Annotated in this window: 20 protein-coding genes; 8 read left to right on the top strand and 12 right to left on the bottom strand. The window is 64.3% G+C overall.

Features of this window, described 5'->3' with window-relative positions; genetic code table 11:
* Window positions 1-2: 2 nt before the first annotated feature.
* Window positions 3-1,256 carry a CCA tRNA nucleotidyltransferase gene (locus ACNJX9_RS30195; RefSeq protein ID WP_057757079.1) on the top strand — a complete coding sequence of 418 codons (1,254 nt, stop codon included), beginning with the start codon at window positions 3-5 and terminating at the stop codon, window positions 1,254-1,256.
* Window positions 1,253-2,023, top strand: coding sequence for a sulfite exporter TauE/SafE family protein (locus tag ACNJX9_RS30190; RefSeq protein ID WP_439405590.1), 771 nt, complete (start codon window positions 1,253-1,255; stop codon window positions 2,021-2,023). The genes ACNJX9_RS30195 and ACNJX9_RS30190 overlap by 4 nt, the downstream gene beginning before the upstream one ends.
* A gap of 73 nt (window positions 2,024-2,096) precedes the next feature.
* Here ACNJX9_RS30190 and ACNJX9_RS30185 read toward each other — a convergent pair whose 3' ends face one another.
* The 5 genes from ACNJX9_RS30185 to ACNJX9_RS30165 form a co-directional block, all read right to left on the bottom strand.
* Window positions 2,097-2,258, bottom strand: coding sequence for a hypothetical protein (locus ACNJX9_RS30185; protein WP_167354013.1), 162 nt, complete (start codon window positions 2,256-2,258; stop codon window positions 2,097-2,099).
* A 286-nt stretch (window positions 2,259-2,544) separates the two neighbouring features.
* Window positions 2,545-3,195, bottom strand: a complete 651-nt coding sequence (locus ACNJX9_RS30180) for a hypothetical protein (RefSeq protein ID WP_057757084.1) — start codon at window positions 3,193-3,195, stop codon at window positions 2,545-2,547.
* Window positions 3,196-3,380: 185 nt separating this feature from the next.
* Complete coding sequence (locus ACNJX9_RS30175; RefSeq protein WP_439405589.1) at window positions 3,381-3,749, bottom strand: VOC family protein; 369 nt, start codon at window positions 3,747-3,749, stop codon at window positions 3,381-3,383.
* A 69-nt stretch (window positions 3,750-3,818) separates the two neighbouring features.
* The gene (locus tag ACNJX9_RS30170; protein WP_439410152.1) at window positions 3,819-4,505 is read right to left on the bottom strand and encodes a helix-turn-helix transcriptional regulator; all 687 of its coding nucleotides are present in this window, start codon (window positions 4,503-4,505) and stop codon (window positions 3,819-3,821) included.
* Between the two features lie 167 nt (window positions 4,506-4,672).
* Window positions 4,673-5,221 (bottom strand): hypothetical protein, encoded by a 549-nt coding sequence (locus tag ACNJX9_RS30165; protein ID WP_063958332.1) that lies wholly within the window; start codon window positions 5,219-5,221, stop codon window positions 4,673-4,675.
* A gap of 201 nt (window positions 5,222-5,422) precedes the next feature.
* Here ACNJX9_RS30165 and ACNJX9_RS30160 point away from each other — a divergent pair, with 201 nt between their 5' ends.
* Together ACNJX9_RS30160 and ACNJX9_RS30155 are read left to right on the top strand one after the other, a co-directional pair.
* Window positions 5,423-5,953 (top strand): GNAT family N-acetyltransferase, encoded by a 531-nt coding sequence (locus ACNJX9_RS30160; protein ID WP_057757094.1) that lies wholly within the window; start codon window positions 5,423-5,425, stop codon window positions 5,951-5,953.
* A 13-nt stretch (window positions 5,954-5,966) separates the two neighbouring features.
* Window positions 5,967-6,614, top strand: coding sequence for a glutathione S-transferase family protein (locus ACNJX9_RS30155; protein ID WP_439405588.1), 648 nt, complete (start codon window positions 5,967-5,969; stop codon window positions 6,612-6,614).
* A 288-nt stretch (window positions 6,615-6,902) separates the two neighbouring features.
* Here the strand turns inward: ACNJX9_RS30155 and ACNJX9_RS30150 are convergent, their stop codons facing one another.
* On the bottom strand, window positions 6,903-7,175 hold the full coding sequence (locus tag ACNJX9_RS30150) for a hypothetical protein (protein ID WP_439405586.1): 273 nt from the start codon (window positions 7,173-7,175) through the stop codon (window positions 6,903-6,905).
* A 326-nt stretch (window positions 7,176-7,501) separates the two neighbouring features.
* Between ACNJX9_RS30150 and ACNJX9_RS30145 the strand changes: the two genes are divergently transcribed.
* Entirely contained in the window at window positions 7,502-9,970 is a 2,469-nt protein-coding gene (locus ACNJX9_RS30145; protein WP_439405584.1) for an ATP-binding protein, read from the top strand.
* 96 nt (window positions 9,971-10,066) lie between these two features.
* Here ACNJX9_RS30145 and ACNJX9_RS30140 read toward each other — a convergent pair whose 3' ends face one another.
* The 6 genes from ACNJX9_RS30140 to ACNJX9_RS30115 all read right to left on the bottom strand — a co-directional run bounded on the left by ACNJX9_RS30140 (window position 10,067) and on the right by ACNJX9_RS30115 (window position 13,749).
* Entirely contained in the window at window positions 10,067-10,270 is a 204-nt protein-coding gene (locus ACNJX9_RS30140; RefSeq protein ID WP_057757098.1) for a YodC family protein, read from the bottom strand.
* Between the two features lie 250 nt (window positions 10,271-10,520).
* Window positions 10,521-11,273 (bottom strand): HAD family hydrolase, encoded by a 753-nt coding sequence (locus ACNJX9_RS30135; protein ID WP_439405582.1) that lies wholly within the window; start codon window positions 11,271-11,273, stop codon window positions 10,521-10,523.
* Window positions 11,264-12,151, bottom strand: coding sequence for an oxygen-dependent coproporphyrinogen oxidase (gene hemF, locus ACNJX9_RS30130; protein WP_205668293.1), 888 nt, complete (start codon window positions 12,149-12,151; stop codon window positions 11,264-11,266). Before hemF ends, ACNJX9_RS30135 begins: the two co-directional genes overlap by 10 nt.
* A gap of 107 nt (window positions 12,152-12,258) precedes the next feature.
* Window positions 12,259-12,624, bottom strand: coding sequence for a 6-pyruvoyl trahydropterin synthase family protein (locus ACNJX9_RS30125; RefSeq protein ID WP_057757100.1), 366 nt, complete (start codon window positions 12,622-12,624; stop codon window positions 12,259-12,261).
* A 14-nt stretch (window positions 12,625-12,638) separates the two neighbouring features.
* Window positions 12,639-13,271 carry a 7-carboxy-7-deazaguanine synthase gene (queE, locus tag ACNJX9_RS30120; protein ID WP_439405580.1) on the bottom strand — a complete coding sequence of 211 codons (633 nt, stop codon included), beginning with the start codon at window positions 13,269-13,271 and terminating at the stop codon, window positions 12,639-12,641.
* 13 nt (window positions 13,272-13,284) lie between these two features.
* Window positions 13,285-13,749, bottom strand: a complete 465-nt coding sequence (locus ACNJX9_RS30115) for a tRNA (cytidine(34)-2'-O)-methyltransferase (protein ID WP_439405578.1) — start codon at window positions 13,747-13,749, stop codon at window positions 13,285-13,287.
* 279 nt (window positions 13,750-14,028) lie between these two features.
* Between ACNJX9_RS30115 and petA the strand changes: the two genes are divergently transcribed.
* The 3 genes from petA (at window position 14,029) to ACNJX9_RS30100 (ending at window position 17,610) form a co-directional block, all read left to right on the top strand.
* Window positions 14,029-14,559 carry a ubiquinol-cytochrome c reductase iron-sulfur subunit gene (petA, locus tag ACNJX9_RS30110; RefSeq protein WP_057757105.1) on the top strand — a complete coding sequence of 177 codons (531 nt, stop codon included), beginning with the start codon at window positions 14,029-14,031 and terminating at the stop codon, window positions 14,557-14,559.
* Between the two features lie 62 nt (window positions 14,560-14,621).
* The gene (gene fbcH / locus ACNJX9_RS30105) at window positions 14,622-16,694 is read left to right on the top strand and encodes a cytochrome b/c1 (protein ID WP_439405576.1); all 2,073 of its coding nucleotides are present in this window, start codon (window positions 14,622-14,624) and stop codon (window positions 16,692-16,694) included.
* A gap of 241 nt (window positions 16,695-16,935) precedes the next feature.
* Window positions 16,936-17,610 (top strand): dienelactone hydrolase family protein, encoded by a 675-nt coding sequence (locus tag ACNJX9_RS30100; RefSeq protein ID WP_057757109.1) that lies wholly within the window; start codon window positions 16,936-16,938, stop codon window positions 17,608-17,610.
* Window positions 17,611-17,886: the final 276 nt, after the last annotated feature.

Genomic DNA, 17,886 nt, shown 5'->3' with positions numbered 1-17,886 from the left:
CGATGAGCGCGGAGCCGATCCTTGCGGGTGCGCCCTGGCTGACTGCAGGCGGGACCGCGCGCGTCCTGCAACTGCTGGGCGCTGGCGGCGAGCAGGCGCGCGTGGTCGGCGGCACCGTCCGCAACGCGCTGCTCGGCCTGCCGCCGGGCGATATGGATATCGCCACCACGGCGCTGCCGGAGGAGGTGGTGCGGCGCGCGAAGGCCGCCGGCATCAAGTGCGTGCCGACCGGCATCGACCACGGCACCGTCACGCTGGTCATCGACGGCGCGCCCTACGAGGTCACGACGCTGCGCGAGGACACCGAGACCTTCGGCCGCAAGGCCAAGGTTGCCTTCGGCCGCGACTGGGTGAAGGACGCCGAGCGGCGCGACTTCACCATGAACGGCCTGTCGGTCGACGCTAGCGGCGTCGTCTACGACTATGTCGGCGGCATCGCCGATGCCAAGGCGCGCCGCGTGCGCTTCATCGGCGATCCCGATCAGCGCATCGCGGAAGATTACCTGCGCATCCTGCGGTTCTTCCGCATCCACGCCGCCTTTGGCGCCGGCGAGCCCGACCGCGAGGCCACTCTCGCCTGCATCCGCGGCCGCGCCGGCCTTGCCACGCTCTCGGCCGAGCGGCTGCGCATGGAAATGCTGAAATTGCTGGTGGCGCAAGGCGCATCCGCCGCCGCGCTGGCCATGGTCGATGCCGGCCTGCTGCAGGCGATGATCGGCGGCGTCGCCTATGCCGGGCCGCTGACGGCGATGATCGCGATCGAGCGCACGCTGGGCCTAACGGCCAGCCCCACGCGCCGTCTCGCGGCGCTGACTGTTGCCGTCACCGAGGACGCCAAGCGTGTCGCGACGCGCCTTCGGCTCTCCAATGCGGAAGCCAAGGCGCTGGATTCGATGGGCCACCGCTGGTGGCGCTTTGCCGCCATGGACGAGGCGCGTGCACGGCGGCTGCTCTACCGGCTCGGCCCCGAGCGCTATCACGATCGCGTGTTGCTGGCCTGGGCACGCAGCGGCAGCGATGCCAATTCGTCGCGCTGGCGCGAGCTCGCCGAGCTGCCGCAGCGCTGGACCGCGCCGAAATTCCCGCTGAAGGCCGCCGACTTCATCGCACGCGGCATGGCGGAAGGACCTGCGCTCGGACATGTGTTGACACTCGCCGAGGACGCTTGGCTTGCAGCCGATTTTCCACTAGAGCAAGCCGCACTCGCTGCCATCGCCGATCAAGCCGCAGCACGCGCCACTCGCGAGAAACATTGACCATCGTCGCAGGCTTCGCCGACATCTCGATTTTCCAGCTGCTGCTGGTCGCAATGATGGCGTTGTTCGCTTCCATCATCGGTGGTCTCGCCGGCTACGGCACCGGCGCCTTGATGCCGCTGGTGCTGGTGCCTCTGGTCGGCGCCGAGCCGGTGGTGCCGATCATCGCGATCTCGGCGCTGTTCACCAATTCCAGCCGCGCTGTCGCTTATCTCCGCTACGCTGACCGACGCCGCGCAGCGATCGTGCTCGCCTGCGCCGCGCTGACGACGGGGCTCGGCGCCTACGGCTACACCCGCCTCACCAACGCCGGCGCCGCGATCGTGATCGGCACCATGCTGATCCTGAGCGTGCCGCTGCGCCGCGCGCTCCGTCGCCGCGAGGTCAGGATCGGCGACACGGGATTGGCCGCGGGCTCGGTCGGTTACGGCGTCCTCGTCGGCGGCACGTCAGGCTCCGGCGTGATCCTGCTCTCGCTGCTGATGGCCGCCGGCCTCGAAGGCGCCGCCGTGATCGCAACCGATGCGATGATCTCGCTCGGCACCGGCCTCATCAAGATCTCGGTGTTCGGCCTCGCCGGCGCCGTCACCGCGCAAGTGCTCGCCTTCGCGCTTTTGATCGGCGGCATCGCCATCCCCGGCGCGTTCCTGGCCAAAGCCTTCGTCGAACGGATGCCGGTGCACATCCACACCGCGATCCTCGACGTCGCCGTGATCACCGGCGGTCTGGTGATGATCTCGGCGGCGGCAAAGCAGCTGATCGCTTAAAGGGTATTCGCGCGACGCGGATCTCGGCTTTGGGTGGCTCGGACGTCCGTATGCCGGACTGGCGCCGACGCCCCTAGCTCGTGCCCCACTGAGCCTGATCGTAGGTCTGCAGGATCCGGACAAAATCAGCCATGCTGGATCGATCCCGGTTGTCAGCCATATCCGCGACCTCGGTATTGGCCGCGGTCTGGCGTCCCGGCCAGAACCACATCAAGAGATCAGCGATGTTTCTCATGGCGTACTCTCCGCACCAACCATGGCTGTAAGCATCAGCTGAGCGAAGCGCGGCAAGATCTGGAGCAGGGCCGACGGGCATTACGCCGCCGGCCGCGTCCCGCAACTGCCGGCTCGGAAGACCGGTTCCGCTGCTTGTCACTCTGCATGTATTGGTAACGCCGAGCACCTCGTCGGCGCCATCGCGCACAGGTATGAAGCGACCATACCTAGGTAGGATTGGGCTAGTGAACCGGGATTAATTTGCAGGATCCGTCGAGCGGAGCTGATCGCTTAGACGGACTTGCTCAGCGCGCGGTCATCGCGGGCGCAGCGTTCAGCGGCGCTCCCCCGACCGAGATCGGACCCGTCGGGGTCGCTACGCGCGGCGGCTTCTTCTGCCTTGGGAGGACGCGCGCCGCTTGAGCTGGCGCGACAGGAGGCCCTGAAGTTGGCGGCATCGACGTGACAGGCCCAGGCGACGGGAACGGTGCGGCCGGTGGCTGCGGGGCCGGGCTCTTCAGAGCCTCGATCTTCGAACTGAGATTGGCAAGCTGACTGACGATCGCCTTCAGTTGCTCCTGCTGATCGGCGACGGCCCTTTCGAGCGCGGCCAAATCGTCAGCCGTCTTTTGCTGCGTGGCGAGCAGGTCCGTCATGACAGCCTTGTCATTGGCGCCGGTATCGGCCTCCGCAGCCTCGCGCCCCGCGGAGGGAATGAAAAACCCCGGATTCAGCCAGACATAACCGCCCGCGGCGCCTGCGAGCGCTAGGACAACGGCCACGAGGAGCGCAAGCGGCCACCGGCGACGCGGCGCGGGCAGGAAGGGTGGTGGCTCCACGACTGGCCAACTGGGGGGCGATTCGGAATTCATCCGAATTTCATAGAGCATGATCCGGAAAAGTGTGAAGCGGTTTTCCCTCGCGCCAAACGCGGAACGCGTTTGCGCGGCGATCATGCTCGAACAAAGAGCGTGATGACGATCTAATGAAATCTCATCGCGCCTTAGTCAGACTTTTCGCTCCACGCAATCGGCGCTTCGGCGATCGGCATCTCTAGGGCGTCCCCGTCGAGGCGCTGCGACGGAAAGGCTGGTCGCGGCAGTGCCAAACACCCAGCCTCGCACGCGAAGCAGTCCAGTCCTTAAGCGGCGGTCGCCAGCACGCGCAGGCGATGACCGTCGGGGTCGAGTCCGACGAAGGTGTCTCCGAAGGGCATGGCGGTCGGAGGCTGCGCAATCCTGACACCGCGGGTCGTCCACGTCTCAAAGGTCGCGCGCACGGCTTCCGCGTCTGTGACCGCCCATGAGATCTCGCTGCTGCCGGCCTCCGCAATAGATGGCGGCACGACCGCATCCCGCTGCCACAGGCCGAGCATGACGCCGCTCCCGAGCGGAAGAACCACGAATTTGGGGGATGATTGCGCGACGGGGCAGCCCAGCAGGGTCTGATAGAAAGTGGAGCTCGCTTGCGCATCGTTGACATAGAGCACCACGAGGTTGAAGTCGGCCATTTGCATCTCCTGTTCAGCTGGCGATGGCCGACGCTTAACTGAAGGTACTGCCAGTTTCTGTCAGCATGGTCAGTGCTCGCTGATGCATTCCCGCTGCCGCCATTCCCGCAGCAAATCGGGGCGGCGGCGTGGATAGCGGCGCTCCGTCAGCGTGATCGACACGATCCGGTCGGTGCGGAAATGGCGGTAGTCGCTGCGGCTCTCGCACCAGGCCGCCACCATGCGGACCCGGTCGAAGAACCCGAGCGCGATCGGCCAGATCGTGCGATTGGTGCGGTTGTCCCGTTCGTCGCTGTAGACGATGCGCAATTTGCGCTCGTTGCGGATGGCGGCCCGGATGACAGGCAATTCGGCGTCGCCTGCCGCCGGATCGCGGCGCGCGACCATCAGGCCCGAGGTTTCCAGGCTCCGCTGCAGATCGTCCGGCAGCACGGCGGCGATCTTCGCAAGCACGTTCTTGGCCGCGTTGCCGAGCGGCTCGTCCGGCTGTGCCGCAACCCACCGGCCGCCCAGCACCAAGGCTTCGATCTCCTCTTCCGAGAACATCAGCGGTGGCAACATGAACCCCGGCCGCAGCACATAGCCGATGCCGGCCTCGCCATCGATGTGGGCTCCCTGGCCCTTCAGCGTCTCGATGTCCCGATAGATCGTCCGCAGCGAGACACCCAGCTCCTCGGCCAGCCGGCCTGCCGCGACCGGCCGACGGTGCCTGCGCAGGAGCTGGATCACGTCAAGAAGGCGTTGAGCGCGCGACATGTCGGCTGATATCACGCGCTGCTGGCAGATCCTGTCAGCATCGAACATCCGGGGCGTCATCCGAGATCGCCGAGGGCTGCGGCAAATATCAGCCGGCGGGATGCGGCGGGGGTAAACAGGAAGCGACCGCCCGGCATTCCGGACGGCGCTCCTGACGGCGGCGTGGACTAGCGGCGGCTTTCGGCGACCTGCCTTTCGCCGGCCAGCTTGCCTCCGGCCAGCAGGCTGGTGCAAAGCCACCTGGTCTCTCGGGGCGATGCGCCGAGGAAGGCCTTGGTTTCGACGCACTGGGCGTAGGTATTGTAGGTCAGCGTGTCTCGGCACGTTGCCGAGAAATGACTGGTGTAAGGCTCAGAGCCGCCACTCAAGCTGCATCCGACCCAGGGCGCGTTGCCGACTCGATAGCTGGTTTCGCAGCCACCGTTGCAGCTGCCGGCGGATCGCTCCAGCTTGGCAAGCCTCGCCAATGGTGTGCCCGGCGCGAACGCCGGATCTTGAGCGGATGATGAGCCGCTGGCGCGGTGGTGAGAGGTCACGGTCGCTGGCCCCTGCCGTGGCGCAACGGTCGGTCTGGGCTTCGGCGCTTCGACCGAAACGGCGGGCAGCAAGGAGTTTGGTGTGGGTTGCGACAGTGCCGTGCCTGATGTGCTGCACAGCAAGACAGTTGACAAAGTAAGCACGACGGACGGCACGGCGAAGCCAAACGACGATCGCATGGGTACCTCCAGAAAATAGTCGGAAATGCTTTCCCGACAGCCAGGGGTTGTATCACAACATTCCGGTACCAGCTATTCGCGCTGTGCAGAACCGCATGAGGATGTGTGTCGCAAGATCTGGCGGCAGGATGAGGCCGGCGGCAACCGCGGCAGAGATTGCAGAGTCTAATAGAGGGTCGGCTGGAGAGCGGCGGAGGTGCAATGAACGTCTACGGAATTCGAGCGGCCAGGCTGGACGAGCAGCGTGAGCTCACGCGCCTCTGCGTCCGCGCGACGATGCATGCAGGGCACGACGAAGCGTTCATCGATCGTGTGATGCCGGCGCTGACGATCACGGTGCCCTTGATCAATTCGGGACATGTCCAGGTCGCGGAAGATGCCGGCAAAGCCATTGGCGTGGTCTGGGCATTGCCGGGACTTCAAGGCATCGCTCTGCTTCACGGCCTGTATGTCGATCCACCGTGTTGGAAACGCGGAATCGGTCGGGCTCTGTTCGAGGCAGCCGTAACGAGCACGCTCGGGATGAAGGCCGGCGCCCTGATGATCAACGCCGAACCTTCCGCGGAAGGGTTTTACACGCGCATGGGGGCCATCAGGATCGGCGAAGGGCCGTTCTACTTCTCGCCGGAAACCATTCTGCCGCAGCTCCTGTACATCATTCCTCGCGACCGCGAGCCCGCCTCTACTAAGCGGCAGGGGAATGTTCACTTTGGAACGTGGAAGAAGGGGTAAGATGACAGGGCAAATGACCGTCGAACTCTACGGCTACCAGTACAGCGTATATTCCTGGATCGCTCGGCTGGCTCTCCATGAAAAGGGCGTGGTCTACAATTGGCTCGAAGTCGATCCGTTCTCCGAAAATGTGCCAGCAAGCTATCTTGCCATCCATCCGTTCAAGCGTGTGCCCGCGCTGATTCACGACGGCTTCGCCGTTTACGAGACGGGCGCCATCACGCGATACGTCGATGAGGCCTTTGATGGTCCGAAGCTCCAGCCGACCGAGCCGAGAGCACGCGCGCGCTGCAGTCAGATCATGTCGATCGTGGATAGCTACGCTTATTGGCCCCTGGTGAGACAGGTCTTTTCGCACAGGGTTTTCCGGCCCGCCATGAGGCGACCGGTCGACGAGAGCGAGGTTGAACGCGGCCTGGAAGCAGCGCCAAAGGTCCTTGCGGCGCTGGAGACAATGGCTGGCCAGGGGCAATACCTCACCGGTGAGGATTTGTCGTTGGCCGACATCCACCTCGCGCCGATGATCGGCTACTTTGTGTTGGCCCCGGAAGGGCTGGCACTCCTGCAGAAGCACACCAGGCTCGGTCGTTGGTGGTCGGCGCTCTCCCGGAGAGCCGCGCTCCTGGCCACGATGCCGCGATTGCCCCAAGCACCACGATAGTGACGGCGGCCGCGCGAAGTTGCGCCGGGTCTGATCCGAAGGCGACATGCGAACGCATGTTTGGTCGCGCTTCGCCATTCGCCACGCGCTAAACAGGGTAGCAACGCGCCGCGCAGGACAAGCAAAGCGGCCATGATTGCGACGGCGGCGAGCTCGAGGAAGGCCGGAACGGGCGATCGATCGTAAATATGGGCGATGTACAGCACGAGGGCCAACAGAATGGCCACTGATGCTCCAACTCATCCTACAAGCCACGAGCTCAATCCACGCCATGCGCTGTCGAAATGGTCACGGCCCGTACAGGCTGTGCAGAAACCGCTCTTTTTCGCCGGGCGCATAGCCCTGACAGGCGCCGAAATACGGTTCGGGCTGGTCACAGGAAGAGTGGCCGGATCGGAATTGAGCCGGCGGCTCAGCTGGCGCGTAGGCAAAGCTCGAAGCGGAAGCCGGTGCGCCCTGCTGGGAGCGCACAGCAGCATTCCGATGGGGGTGATGTACCGTCGCTGCATTGGCAGCGCCGCACAGGGCGATCAAAAGGCTCATAGCCAAAATCGAACGCATCGTTTTTCTCCAGATGTCGCTGCCTCCTTAGCTGGCGCGCGACGGCAAAGGGCCAACAGATCACGGCTTCACGATGGGTCACATTCCCGGGACCACGGGGCCGTCGTGCGATTTGGCAAAGATGCCTGGCGACACCATCAGATGTTCGCCTATGTGCCGGTTGCCTGCTTGGAGCAGACCCGGCTACCGCCCGCAAAGTCGGCCCCTTGACGCGGGTGCGAGCCATCTTGGCGGAAAAGCCGGCAGTTTGATTGCATTCCTTGGTTCCACAAGAAGCCATCAATCCCTAGAGTGCAGGTGATCAAGATTCTGATCGGGGACATCGCTTGCTGCAGCCCGAACAAGTTGCCGACCTGGGCCGTATGGATCGCAAGTGGTCGATTCGGCGCGGCTTGGTGTTCGGAGGCGTTGCGCTCGTCTCTGTGGCGTTGCTGATCTGCGCCATCGGCATCTACTTCTTGCTCTATCGGCCGCTGGTGAAGCAGCTCGCCGCCTCGGAGAGCGGCCGTGCCGCCGTACAGGTGACCGCCGATTTCGAGAGCATATTCGTCAGGGTCGAGGCGATCGCTCGCCTCGAACGCGAATGGGGAATCAAGGGACTGATCGATGTCGATCGTCTCGACGCCTCGAACGCTCTGCTTCGCCCGATCCTGAAAGGGACCAGCGGAATCACGTCGTTCGCAATCGCGCGCGACGACGGTCGCGAGGTCCTGATCTCGTCGGAAGGCAACGGGCGCTGGTTCAACCGCCTCACCGATCCGGACGTGCGTGGCGGCGTCGGGCGCTTCATCACCTACGACGAGAGCGACCGGGTGGTCGGCGACGAGCTGCGAAAGACCGACTACGATGCCAGACAGCGTCCGTGGTTTCTGGCCGCGGCAGCGATGCCAAAGGACGACGATATCCATTGGACGGCGCCCTATCAGTTCGTCTCTTCGGGTGAGCCGGGCCTGTCGGCGGTGGTGCGGTGGACCGCTCCGGACGGCCACCGCTACGCCATCGCCAGCGATGTGTCGCTTCGCGAAATCACGAACTTTACGCAGCAGGTCCGCTTCACCAATTCCGGACTGGTGGCGATTTTGACCGACGCCGGCGAGGCGCTGGGTCTGCCGCGCGACCCGCGCTGGACCAGCGAGACCGTCAGGAAGGCATTGCTGAAGCCTGTCGACGCGCTCGGAGTGCTGCCGCTGACGGCGTCATACCGGGCCTGGCGGGATCGCGGACGTCCTCCCAACGAGATCTTCCAGGTCGAAGAAAGCGGAAACATCTGGTTCGCATCGTTCCATCCGGTGCGCCCCGCAGGTCAAACCTTCTGGATTGCAACGCTCGCGCCCTCGGCGGATTTCGGATGGGTGGGCACGGATAGGCTGGCGATTGGCGCAGCGCTTGTCGTCGGCTGCATGCTGATCGCCTCGTTTGCCGCGATATGGTTCAGTACGCGCATCGCGCGGCCGATCGAGCTCTTGTCGGCCGAAAGTGCGCGCATCGGGCTCATGGAATTTTCTCGACCGATCAACGTGGCATCGTCGGTCGACGAGATCGATGCGCTGGCCCGCTCGCTCGAAAGGATGCGATCGAGCTTCATGCAGGCCCAGTACGAGCTGGAGAGCAAGGCCGAGCTGGAACGGAAACTGGTGCAGGCCCAGAAAATGGAAGCCGTCGGCCAGCTCACAGGTGGGGTGGCGCACGACTTCAACAACATGCTCACCGTCATTCTTGGCACCATCGAGATTCTGAAGGACGGCGTTGCCGGCAATCCAGAGCTTTCCGCGGTCGCGAAAATGATCGACGAGGCCGCGACGCACGGCGCGGACCTGACCCATCGGCTGCTCGCCTTCTCCCGTCTGCAGCCGTTGCAGCCGCGACGAACGGACGTCAATGCGCTGGTCATCGATGCGGCCCGGCTGTTGCAGCCGATGCTCGGCGACAACGTCGAGATCGATTCGATGTTGGCGGACGATGTGTGGCCTGCCCTGGTCGATCCGAGCCAACTGAGCAACTCTCTCGTCAACCTTGCCGTCAATGCGCGCGATGCGATGCCGGCCGGCGGCAAGCTCATGCTGGAGACCGAGAACGTCCACCTTGACGAGGACTATGCGAGGGCAAACGGCGACGTTCGTCCGGGACCTTACGTGATGATCGCCGTCAGCGACACCGGGCAAGGCATCCCAGCAGCGATCCGCGACAAGGTGTTCGATCCGTTCTTCACGACCAAGCATTCCGGCAAGGGATCCGGGCTCGGCCTCAGCATGGTCTACGGCTTCGTCAAACAGTCGAACGGCCACATCAAGATCTACAGCGAGGAAGGATCTGGAACGACGGTCAGGATCTATCTGCCGCCGGCAGGGGAGCACGATGAAGCGCAGTTGCGCACCCAACCGGCGACGCCGATCGAGGGCGGAACTGAAACCATTCTGGTCGTCGAGGACGAAGCATTGGTACGCGATTACGTTGGCGCGCAGCTGCGGAGCCTGGGCTATACCACGATCCTTGCGAGCAACGCTGAGGAAGCGCTGGCCTGTATCGATCGGGGCGATGCCGTCGACCTGCTGTTCACCGACGTCATTATGCCGGGAATCATGAACGGGCGTGATCTGGCCGACGAGGCCGTGAGGCGGCGGCCCGGCCTCAAGGTGCTCTTCACCTCCGGATATACCGACAACGCCATCGTGCATCACGGGCGCCTCGATCCGGGCGTCCTCCTGCTGGCGAAGCCGTATCGCAGGTCAGATCTTGGCCGAATGGTACGCACGGCACTCGCCAGGCGCACGCCCCATGGTGACACCGCCACGTGACGGGGGCCGCCTGGATCGCTCTCATAATCGGGAGTGATGATCGCCGGCAGGCGCTCCTGTCCGAGCGAGCAGCTCATCAATCCCGGTGAGATGCGCCTACTCGTCGTCCTCGTCGTCTTCTTCCTCGTCCTCGTCGTCTTCTTCCACCTGGACGAGGGTGGCGAGCGGCAGCGTCTCGCGGAAGAGATCGCCTTCCATGCCCATCCAGAGGCACAGCACGTCCTCACCCTTGACCTCTGCCACCGTCAGCGGCTGGCCGCCCGATCTCAGCATCACGACATCGCCGGGTTTCAATTCCATGGCCTGGTCCTTTCGCTTGACACTGATGCGAGGCTAGCAATTTGTCATGACAGCCCGACCACAGGCGGGGATGCGCAGTGCGCTCACGAACCGAGAGGCGCGTCGATCGCAATATCCCACGATGGCATCATACGCCTGTTTTGCCCGACGGAGCAACAAATTTTCGTAAAATCCGCAGTCGCGTTGCGTTGTGCGGCAAGCATTGATTCTGCAGCAGCCGCCTACTGTGCATGGGGTTGTTTTCGAAAACCTAGCCCGGCACCAGCTCGGTCAGCGAGCGGATGATGCGGTCGGGCTTGACGGTCGAGCCCTCGGGCAGGCCCTCGCCATGCGCGTCGAGCCAGATCGCATAGATGCCGAGGCGCTGCGGGGTGACGACTTCCCATTCCAGATTGTCGCCGATCATCCATGTGTCCTCGGCGGTGACGCCGAGCGCCTCCATCGCATGCAGATAGGCGCGCTCCTCGGGCTTGCCGAAACCATGCTCGCCCTCGATCTGGATGTGATCGAAGCGATGGGTCAGCTCGAAGCGCTCGACCTTGGCGCGCTGCATGTCGGCAGCGCCATTGGTGACCAGCGCGAGCTTGACGCCGTGGGCCTTGAAGGCGTCGATCGCATCATGCGCACCGGGGAAGACGAAGATCGCTTCCTCGCGATAGGTTGTGAAGCGGTCGGCGAGGCGATCGGCGAGATCGTCCGAGAGCGCCCGATGGCCGCTCGCGGCGAGCGCGGCAAAACCGCCGCGCACCGTCAGCCGGCGGGCCTCGCCGAGCTTCATGCGCCACTCTGCTCCCGCGGTCGACCAGAACTGCCGTGCATAGGCCAGCACGGCGGTGGCGACCTGCGGCGGCGGCAGCGGCGCGAGCTCTTCGGCGAATTCCTCCGCGATCGTGTTCCAGGCGATCTCGGGCCGGCCATAGGCCGACAGGATGGTGTCATCCATGTCGATCAGCATGGCGCGGGGCAGCGGTTTGATCACGCTGTTTGTCGTGGTCATGGCCATTTCACCTCCGGCGGCAGCGACGACAGGATCGACTCCACATTGCCGCCGGTCTTGAGCCCGAAGATGGTGCCGCGGTCGTAGAGCAGGTTGAATTCGACATAGCGCCCACGACGGATCAACTGCTCCTCGCGGTCTTCAGCGGTCCAGCTGGTCGCAAAATTGCGCCTGACGATGTCAGGGTAGATCTTGAGGAAGGCGCGCCCGACATCCTGCGTGAACGCGAGGTCGGCGTCCCAGTCGCCGCTGTCGTGCCAGTCGTAGAAGATGCCGCCGACCCCGCGCGCCTCTTTCCGGTGCGGCAGATAGAAATACTCGTCGCACCACTTCTTGTACTTGTCGTAATCGGCAACGCCGCCCGGCTGGTCGCAGGCCTGCTTCATCGCGGCGTGGAAGGCGAGGGTGTCCGCATCCTCCTGCGTGCGCCTGCGATTCAAGACCGGTGTGAGATCGGCGCCGCCGCCGAACCACGCCTTGGTGGTGACGACGAAGCGCGTGTTCATGTGCACGGCCGGCACGTGCGGATTGCGCATATGCGCGATCAGCGAGATGCCGGATGCCCAGAACCGCGGATCTTCCGCCGCGCCCGGAATCTGCGCACGAAACTCGGGTGCGAACTCGCCATGCACGGTCGAGCAGTGCACGCCGACCTTCTCGAACAGCCGGCCATGCATCATCGACATCACGCCGCCGCCACCCTTGGCCCCGCTGTGGTCAGTGCGCTGCCAGGGCGTACGATTGAAGCGGCCGGCCGCGCCGGGATAGAGGCTGTGCGGCGCGTCGTCCTCGAGCCGCTCGAAACTGTCGCAGATGTCGTCGCGCAAGCGCTCGAACCAGGCGCGGGCGCGGGCCTTGCGGTCTTCGATTATCGAAACGTCCATCTCCATTCCACCGCTCTCGTAGGTGGGCAAAGGCGCCCTTGCGCCGTGCCCACCATCTCTCACCCTCGTCTCGCTTGGTGGGCATGCTCCGCCCGCCCTACGAGATATCACGTCTGCGGACCGTAATAGGTGCAGCTTTCGTTGCAACTGTCGCGGTGGATGCTGACGCGGGTCAGCTTGCCGATGTGGGCGAGCCGCTCCCAGACGAAGCGCGAGAGGTTTTCCAGCGTCGGCGTGCCGAGCGCCTCGATCTTGTTGAGGAACTTGTGGTCGAGCATCAAGCGCACCTCTTCGATCGCGCGCTGGAGCAGGCCGAGATCGACCACCATGCCGGTCGCAGGATCCGGCGTGCCGCGCACCGTCACCTCGGCGCGGAAGGAGTGGCCGTGGATCTCTTCGCTCGCTTCACCAAAGGTCGTCCCCTTCAGCGTATGTGCCGCCTCGAAGCGGAACTGTTTCGTCAATTCCCACATCTGTCCGTTCAGTCCTATCTGATGCCGAGCGATTTATGCGTCTGCACGCTCAGCCGCCATTGCGGATGGCGCAGGCAATAATCGATCGCGCGCGCGGTGTTCTCGGCGACCTCGGGCCCGTCCATTGGTTGCAGCGAGAAGCGCTCGAAGGCGAGGCCCTCGAATGCTTCGGGCGCCGCGAGGGCCTGCGGATAGACCAGCTTCAACTCATGGCCGCGCTTGAGCACGAGTTCGCAGCCACCCTTGGGGCTGACGCAAATCCAGTCGAGGCCTGCAGGGGCTTCGACCGTGCCGTTGGTCTCGACGCCGATCTCGAAGCCTTTGGCATGGAGCGCCGCGACCAGGGCGTCGTCGACCTGGAGCAGCGGCTCGCCGCCGGTCAGCACCACATAGCGGTTGGTGGCCGGGCCGGTCCATTGCCCGGCGATGATATCGGCGAGTTCCGCGGCCGTGGCGTAGCGGCCGCCGAGCGTGCCGTCGGTGCCGACGAAATCCGTGTCGCAGAACTGGCATATGGCCTGGCTGCGGTCCGCCTCGCGGCCGCTCCAGAGGTTGCAGCCGGCAAAACGGCAGAACACCGACGCGCGCCCGGCATGGGCGCCTTCGCCTTGCAGGGTCAGGAAGATTTCCTTGACCGCGTAGCTCACTGGCCTCTCCTCGTCATATCAATTCGTGCGGGTTCCGGACCTGCCGGAGCGCTTCGCCTGCGGCCATCGCCGCGCTCATGGCGACATTGAGCGACCGCAACCCTTCGGTGATCGGGATCACCAGTCGCGCATCCGCGGCCTCGACCACCGCGTCGGTGACGCCGGCGCTCTCGCGCCCGAATAGCAGGATGTCCGACGTGTGGTAACGGAAATCGCGGTAGTCGGTGGCGCCTTTGGTGGTGAACAGCAGCAGGCGGTAGCTTTGTGCCATCCGCCATTCCTCGAATTTGGTCCAGGAGTCATGCCTGGTGATGCTGACATGGTCGAGGTAATCCATTCCCGCTCGGCGGAAATGCCGGTCGGAGACCGGGAAGCCGGCCGGTTCGATGATATGGGCGGAGATGCCGAGGCAGGCGCACAGGCGGAGAATCGTGCCAGTGTTCTGGGGAATGTCGGGCTGGAAAAGTGCGATCTGCATGGGCGTTACAGGGCTTCGGGCGGGGCGGAATTGTCTCAATAAAACATCGCTAGCGCGGGAATTCGTGCATTGCACGCTCCCGCGCCGTTAGCGGGCTTGCGCTCGCCTTGCAAGGGTGCCAATAGAACGATTCTGGACTGCTGTTTTCGCCTTGTTTTGGCGAGGACAAGCCAAGTTCTGCCGCCGCGGGGGGCCGCGGGCGCCGGCAGCGCTGTTCCGGGGACCTTGGGGGCTCCTGGAGCGGTTCCACCGGCAGCATAAGAAGAAAGGGTTGGAATCGTGACGACAGCGTCTTCGGCGGACCATCCGACACGCCGTGATTTCTTATTCGTTGCAACGGGGGCAGCTGCCGCAGTAGGGGGCGCGGCCGCGCTCTGGCCCTTTATTTCCCAGATGAATCCGGACGCCTCGACCATCGCCGCGGGTGCGCCGATCGAGGTCGATCTGAGCCCGGTTGCCGAGGGGCAGGACATCAAGGTGTTCTGGCGCGGCAAGCCGATCTACATCAGCCATCGCACCAAGAAGCAGATCGACGAGGCGCGCGCCGTCAACGTGGCGAGCCTGCCCGATCCGCAATCCGACGAGGCCCGGGTCAAGTCCGGCCATGACCAGTGGCTGGTCGTGATCGGCATCTGCACCCATCTCGGCTGCATCCCGATCGCCCATGAAGGCAATTACGACGGGTTCTTCTGCCCCTGCCATGGTTCGCAGTACGATTCGTCCGGCCGCATCCGCCAGGGGCCCGCGCCCGCGAACCTGGCCGTGCCGCCGTACACTTTCGTTTCCGACACCAAAATCCAGATCGGCTGAGCTTCGGACCTGCGTCCGAAGCCTCGAACCGTCACGTCGTAATATTTCCTCAGGATCGCATCATGAGCGGACCATCCGACTACCAGCCGAGCAATCCGGCCCTGCAATGGATCGAGCGGCGCCTGCCGATCTTGGGTCTCGTCCATTCCTCCTTCGTCGTCTATCCCACCCCGCGCAACCTGAACTACTGGTGGACCTTCGGCGCCATCCTCTCCTTCATGCTGGGGATGCAGATCCTGACCGGCGTGATCCTGGCGATGCACTATACGCCGCATGCCGATCTCGCCTTCAAGTCGGTCGAGCTGATCGTTCGTGACGTCAACTACGGCTGGCTGCTGCGCAACATGCATGCCTGCGGCGCGTCGATGTTCTTCTTCGCGGTCTACGTCCACATGCTGCGCGGCCTCTATTACGGTTCCTACAAGGAGCCGCGCGAGGTGCTCTGGATTCTCGGCGTCATCATTTACCTCTTGATGATGGCAACAGGCTTCATGGGCTACGTGCTTCCCTGGGGCCAGATGAGCTTCTGGGGCGCCACGGTCATCACCAATTTGTTCTCCGCCATCCCCTATTTCGGCGAGAGCATCGTGACGCTGCTGTGGGGCGGCTATTCGGTCGGCAACCCGACGCTGAACCGCTTCTTCTCGTTGCACTATCTGCTGCCGTTCCTGATCGCCGGCGTCGTCGTGCTCCACGTCTGGGCACTGCATGTCGCCGGCCAGAACAATCCTGATGGCGTCGAGCCGAAGACCGAAAAGGACACGGTGCCGTTCACGCCGCATGCGACCATCAAGGATGGCTTCGGCGTCGCCTGCTTCCTGCTGCTCTACGCCTGGTTCATCTTCTACATGCCGAACTATCTCGGCGATGCCGACAACTACATTCCGGCGAACCCGGGCGTGACGCCGCCGCACATCGTGCCGGAATGGTATTACCTGCCGTTCTACGCGATCCTGCGCTCGATCCCGAACAAGCTCGCGGGCGTCATCGCGATGTTCTCGGCGATCATCATCCTGTGCTTCCTGCCCTGGCTTGACAGCGCCAGGACGCGTTCGTCGAAGTACCGCCCGCTGGCCAAGCAGTTCTTCTGGATCTTCGTCGCGGTCTGCATCCTGCTCGGCTATCTCGGCGCGCAGCCGCCGGAAGGCATCTACGTGATCGCCGGCCGGGTTCTGACGGTCTGCTACTTCGCCTACTTCCTGATCGTGCTGCCGCTGTTGTCAAAAATCGAGAAGCCGCGGCCGGTGCCGAACTCGATCTCGGAAGCGATCCTCGCCAAGACCGGCGGCAAGTCGACGCCAATGGTCTCGACCGCGATCGTGCTCGCCCTGTCAGGCGCGCTGTTCGCCGCGTCGGCCGACAAGGCCCGCGCCGAGGAAGGCGGCACCAAGCCGCCGGGCAACAGCTGGTCGTTCGCCGGCCCTTTCGGCAAGTATGACCGCGGTGCGCTCCAGCGCGGTTTGAAGGTCTACAAGGAGGTCTGCTCCAACTGCCACGGCCTGTCCCTGATCGCGTTCCGTAATCTCGGCGATCCCGGCGGCCCCGGCTATTCGGCGGCGCAGGTGGCGGCGTTCGCGTCCGAGTACAAGATCAAGGACGGCCCGAACGACCAGGGCGAGATGTTCGAGCGCCCAGGCCGGGCGGCCGACTACTTCCCCTCGCCATTCCCGAACGAGCAGGCGGCTCGCGCGGCGAACGGCGGGGCGGCGCCTCCCGACTTGTCGCTGATCACCAAGGCGCGTTCCTACGGTCGCGGCTTCCCGATGTTCCTGATCGACTTCTTCAGCCAGTACCAGGAGCAGGGTCCGGACTATGTCGCCGCCGTGCTGCAAGGCTTCGAGGACAAGGTGCCTGAAGGCGTGACCATCCCGGAAGGCTCGTACTACAACAAATACTTCCCGGGCCACGCCATCAAGATGCCGAAGCCGCTCAGCGACGGCCAGGTGACCTTCGACGACGGCTCGCCAACGACGGTCGCGCAATACGCCAAGGACGTCACCACATTCCTGATGTGGACCGCAGAGCCGCACATGGAGGCACGCAAGCGCCTCGGCTTCCAGGTCTTCATCTTCCTGATCATCTTCGCGTTCCTGATGTACTTCACCAAGAAGAAGGTCTGGGCCGACTCGCATTGAGCGGCACGCGCGACACGAGAACGAAGAAGCCCCCGCAAGGGGGCTTTTTTGTTGGGCCGTCATTCCGGGGCGATGCGTGGCATCGAGCCCGGAATTCATTCATCCACCCACTCTGAGGCCCGATGGATTCCGGGCGCGCGCTATCGCGCGCCCCGGAATGACGAGAGTGTGGATTGCCTCGCGCCCGCTTACCCGCCAAAATGCCGCCAACCTCTCCCCTAGAAACGCCTCGGAGGACACCATGGGAACCGCCATCACCTTCAAGCGCCCGGACGGCAAGGACGCCTCGGGCTATCTCGCCAACGCCGCGCGCGGCAATGCGCCGGGCGTGGTCGTGATCCAGGAATGGTGGGGCCTGTCGGACCAGATCAAGGGCCTGTGCGATCGCTTTGCACTCGCCGGCTTCGATGCGCTGGCCCCCGATCTCTACAAGGGCAAGGTGGTGCCGTATCACGACACGGATTCGGCCAACAAGGAGATGAACTCGCTCGACTTCATGGACGCGACCACGCAGACCGTGCGCGGCGCCGCGCAATATCTGTCGCGCAACGGCGCCAAGGTCGGGCTGACCGGCTTCTGCCTCGGCGGCGCCGTCACCATCATCGGTGCGGTGCATGTGCCCGAGCTTGCGGCCGGCGTCGTGTTCTATGGCATCCCGCCGGAGCAGGCGGCCAAGCCCGCCGACGTCAAGATCCCGCTCCAGGCCCATTTCGCCAACAAGGACGATTGGTGCACGCCGGAGCTGGTCAGTGGCTTCGAGAAGGCGATGAAGGCCGCCGGCAAGTCGCTCGAGCTGTTCCGCTATGACGCCGAGCACGCCTTCGTCAACGAGCAGCGCCAGGCCGTGCACGACCGCGAAGCCGCCGAGCTCGCCTGGGGACGGGCGACGGAGTTTTTCCGGAAGCATCTGGGGTAGGCGTCGGTCGCCCCACATTTTCGGTGTCGTCCCGGCGAAGGCCGGGACCCATAACCCCCGGGATTTTGTGATTGCTGTGAGCTGTCACTCCGAGTCTTCGCCAAAGTCAGTTCGGTGGTCATGTCCCGGCCTTCGCCGGGACGACGGCGGAGATTGACGTTGATGGCTCCTACCCCGCCCACCCTTGACGCCGTCCCCGCGCCATGGTGAGTATCCGGCCCATGAGCACCGCAGCCTGCCCATCCCGTCGTTGGTGGCGCACCTCCTAAGAGGTGG

Source organism: Bradyrhizobium sp. BLXBL-03, from assembly GCF_051853015.1.
GTDB lineage: Bacteria > Pseudomonadota > Alphaproteobacteria > Rhizobiales > Xanthobacteraceae > Bradyrhizobium > Bradyrhizobium manausense.
The sequence above is the reverse complement of the archived record's forward strand: the minus strand, read 5'-3'. Positions and strand labels throughout refer to the sequence as shown.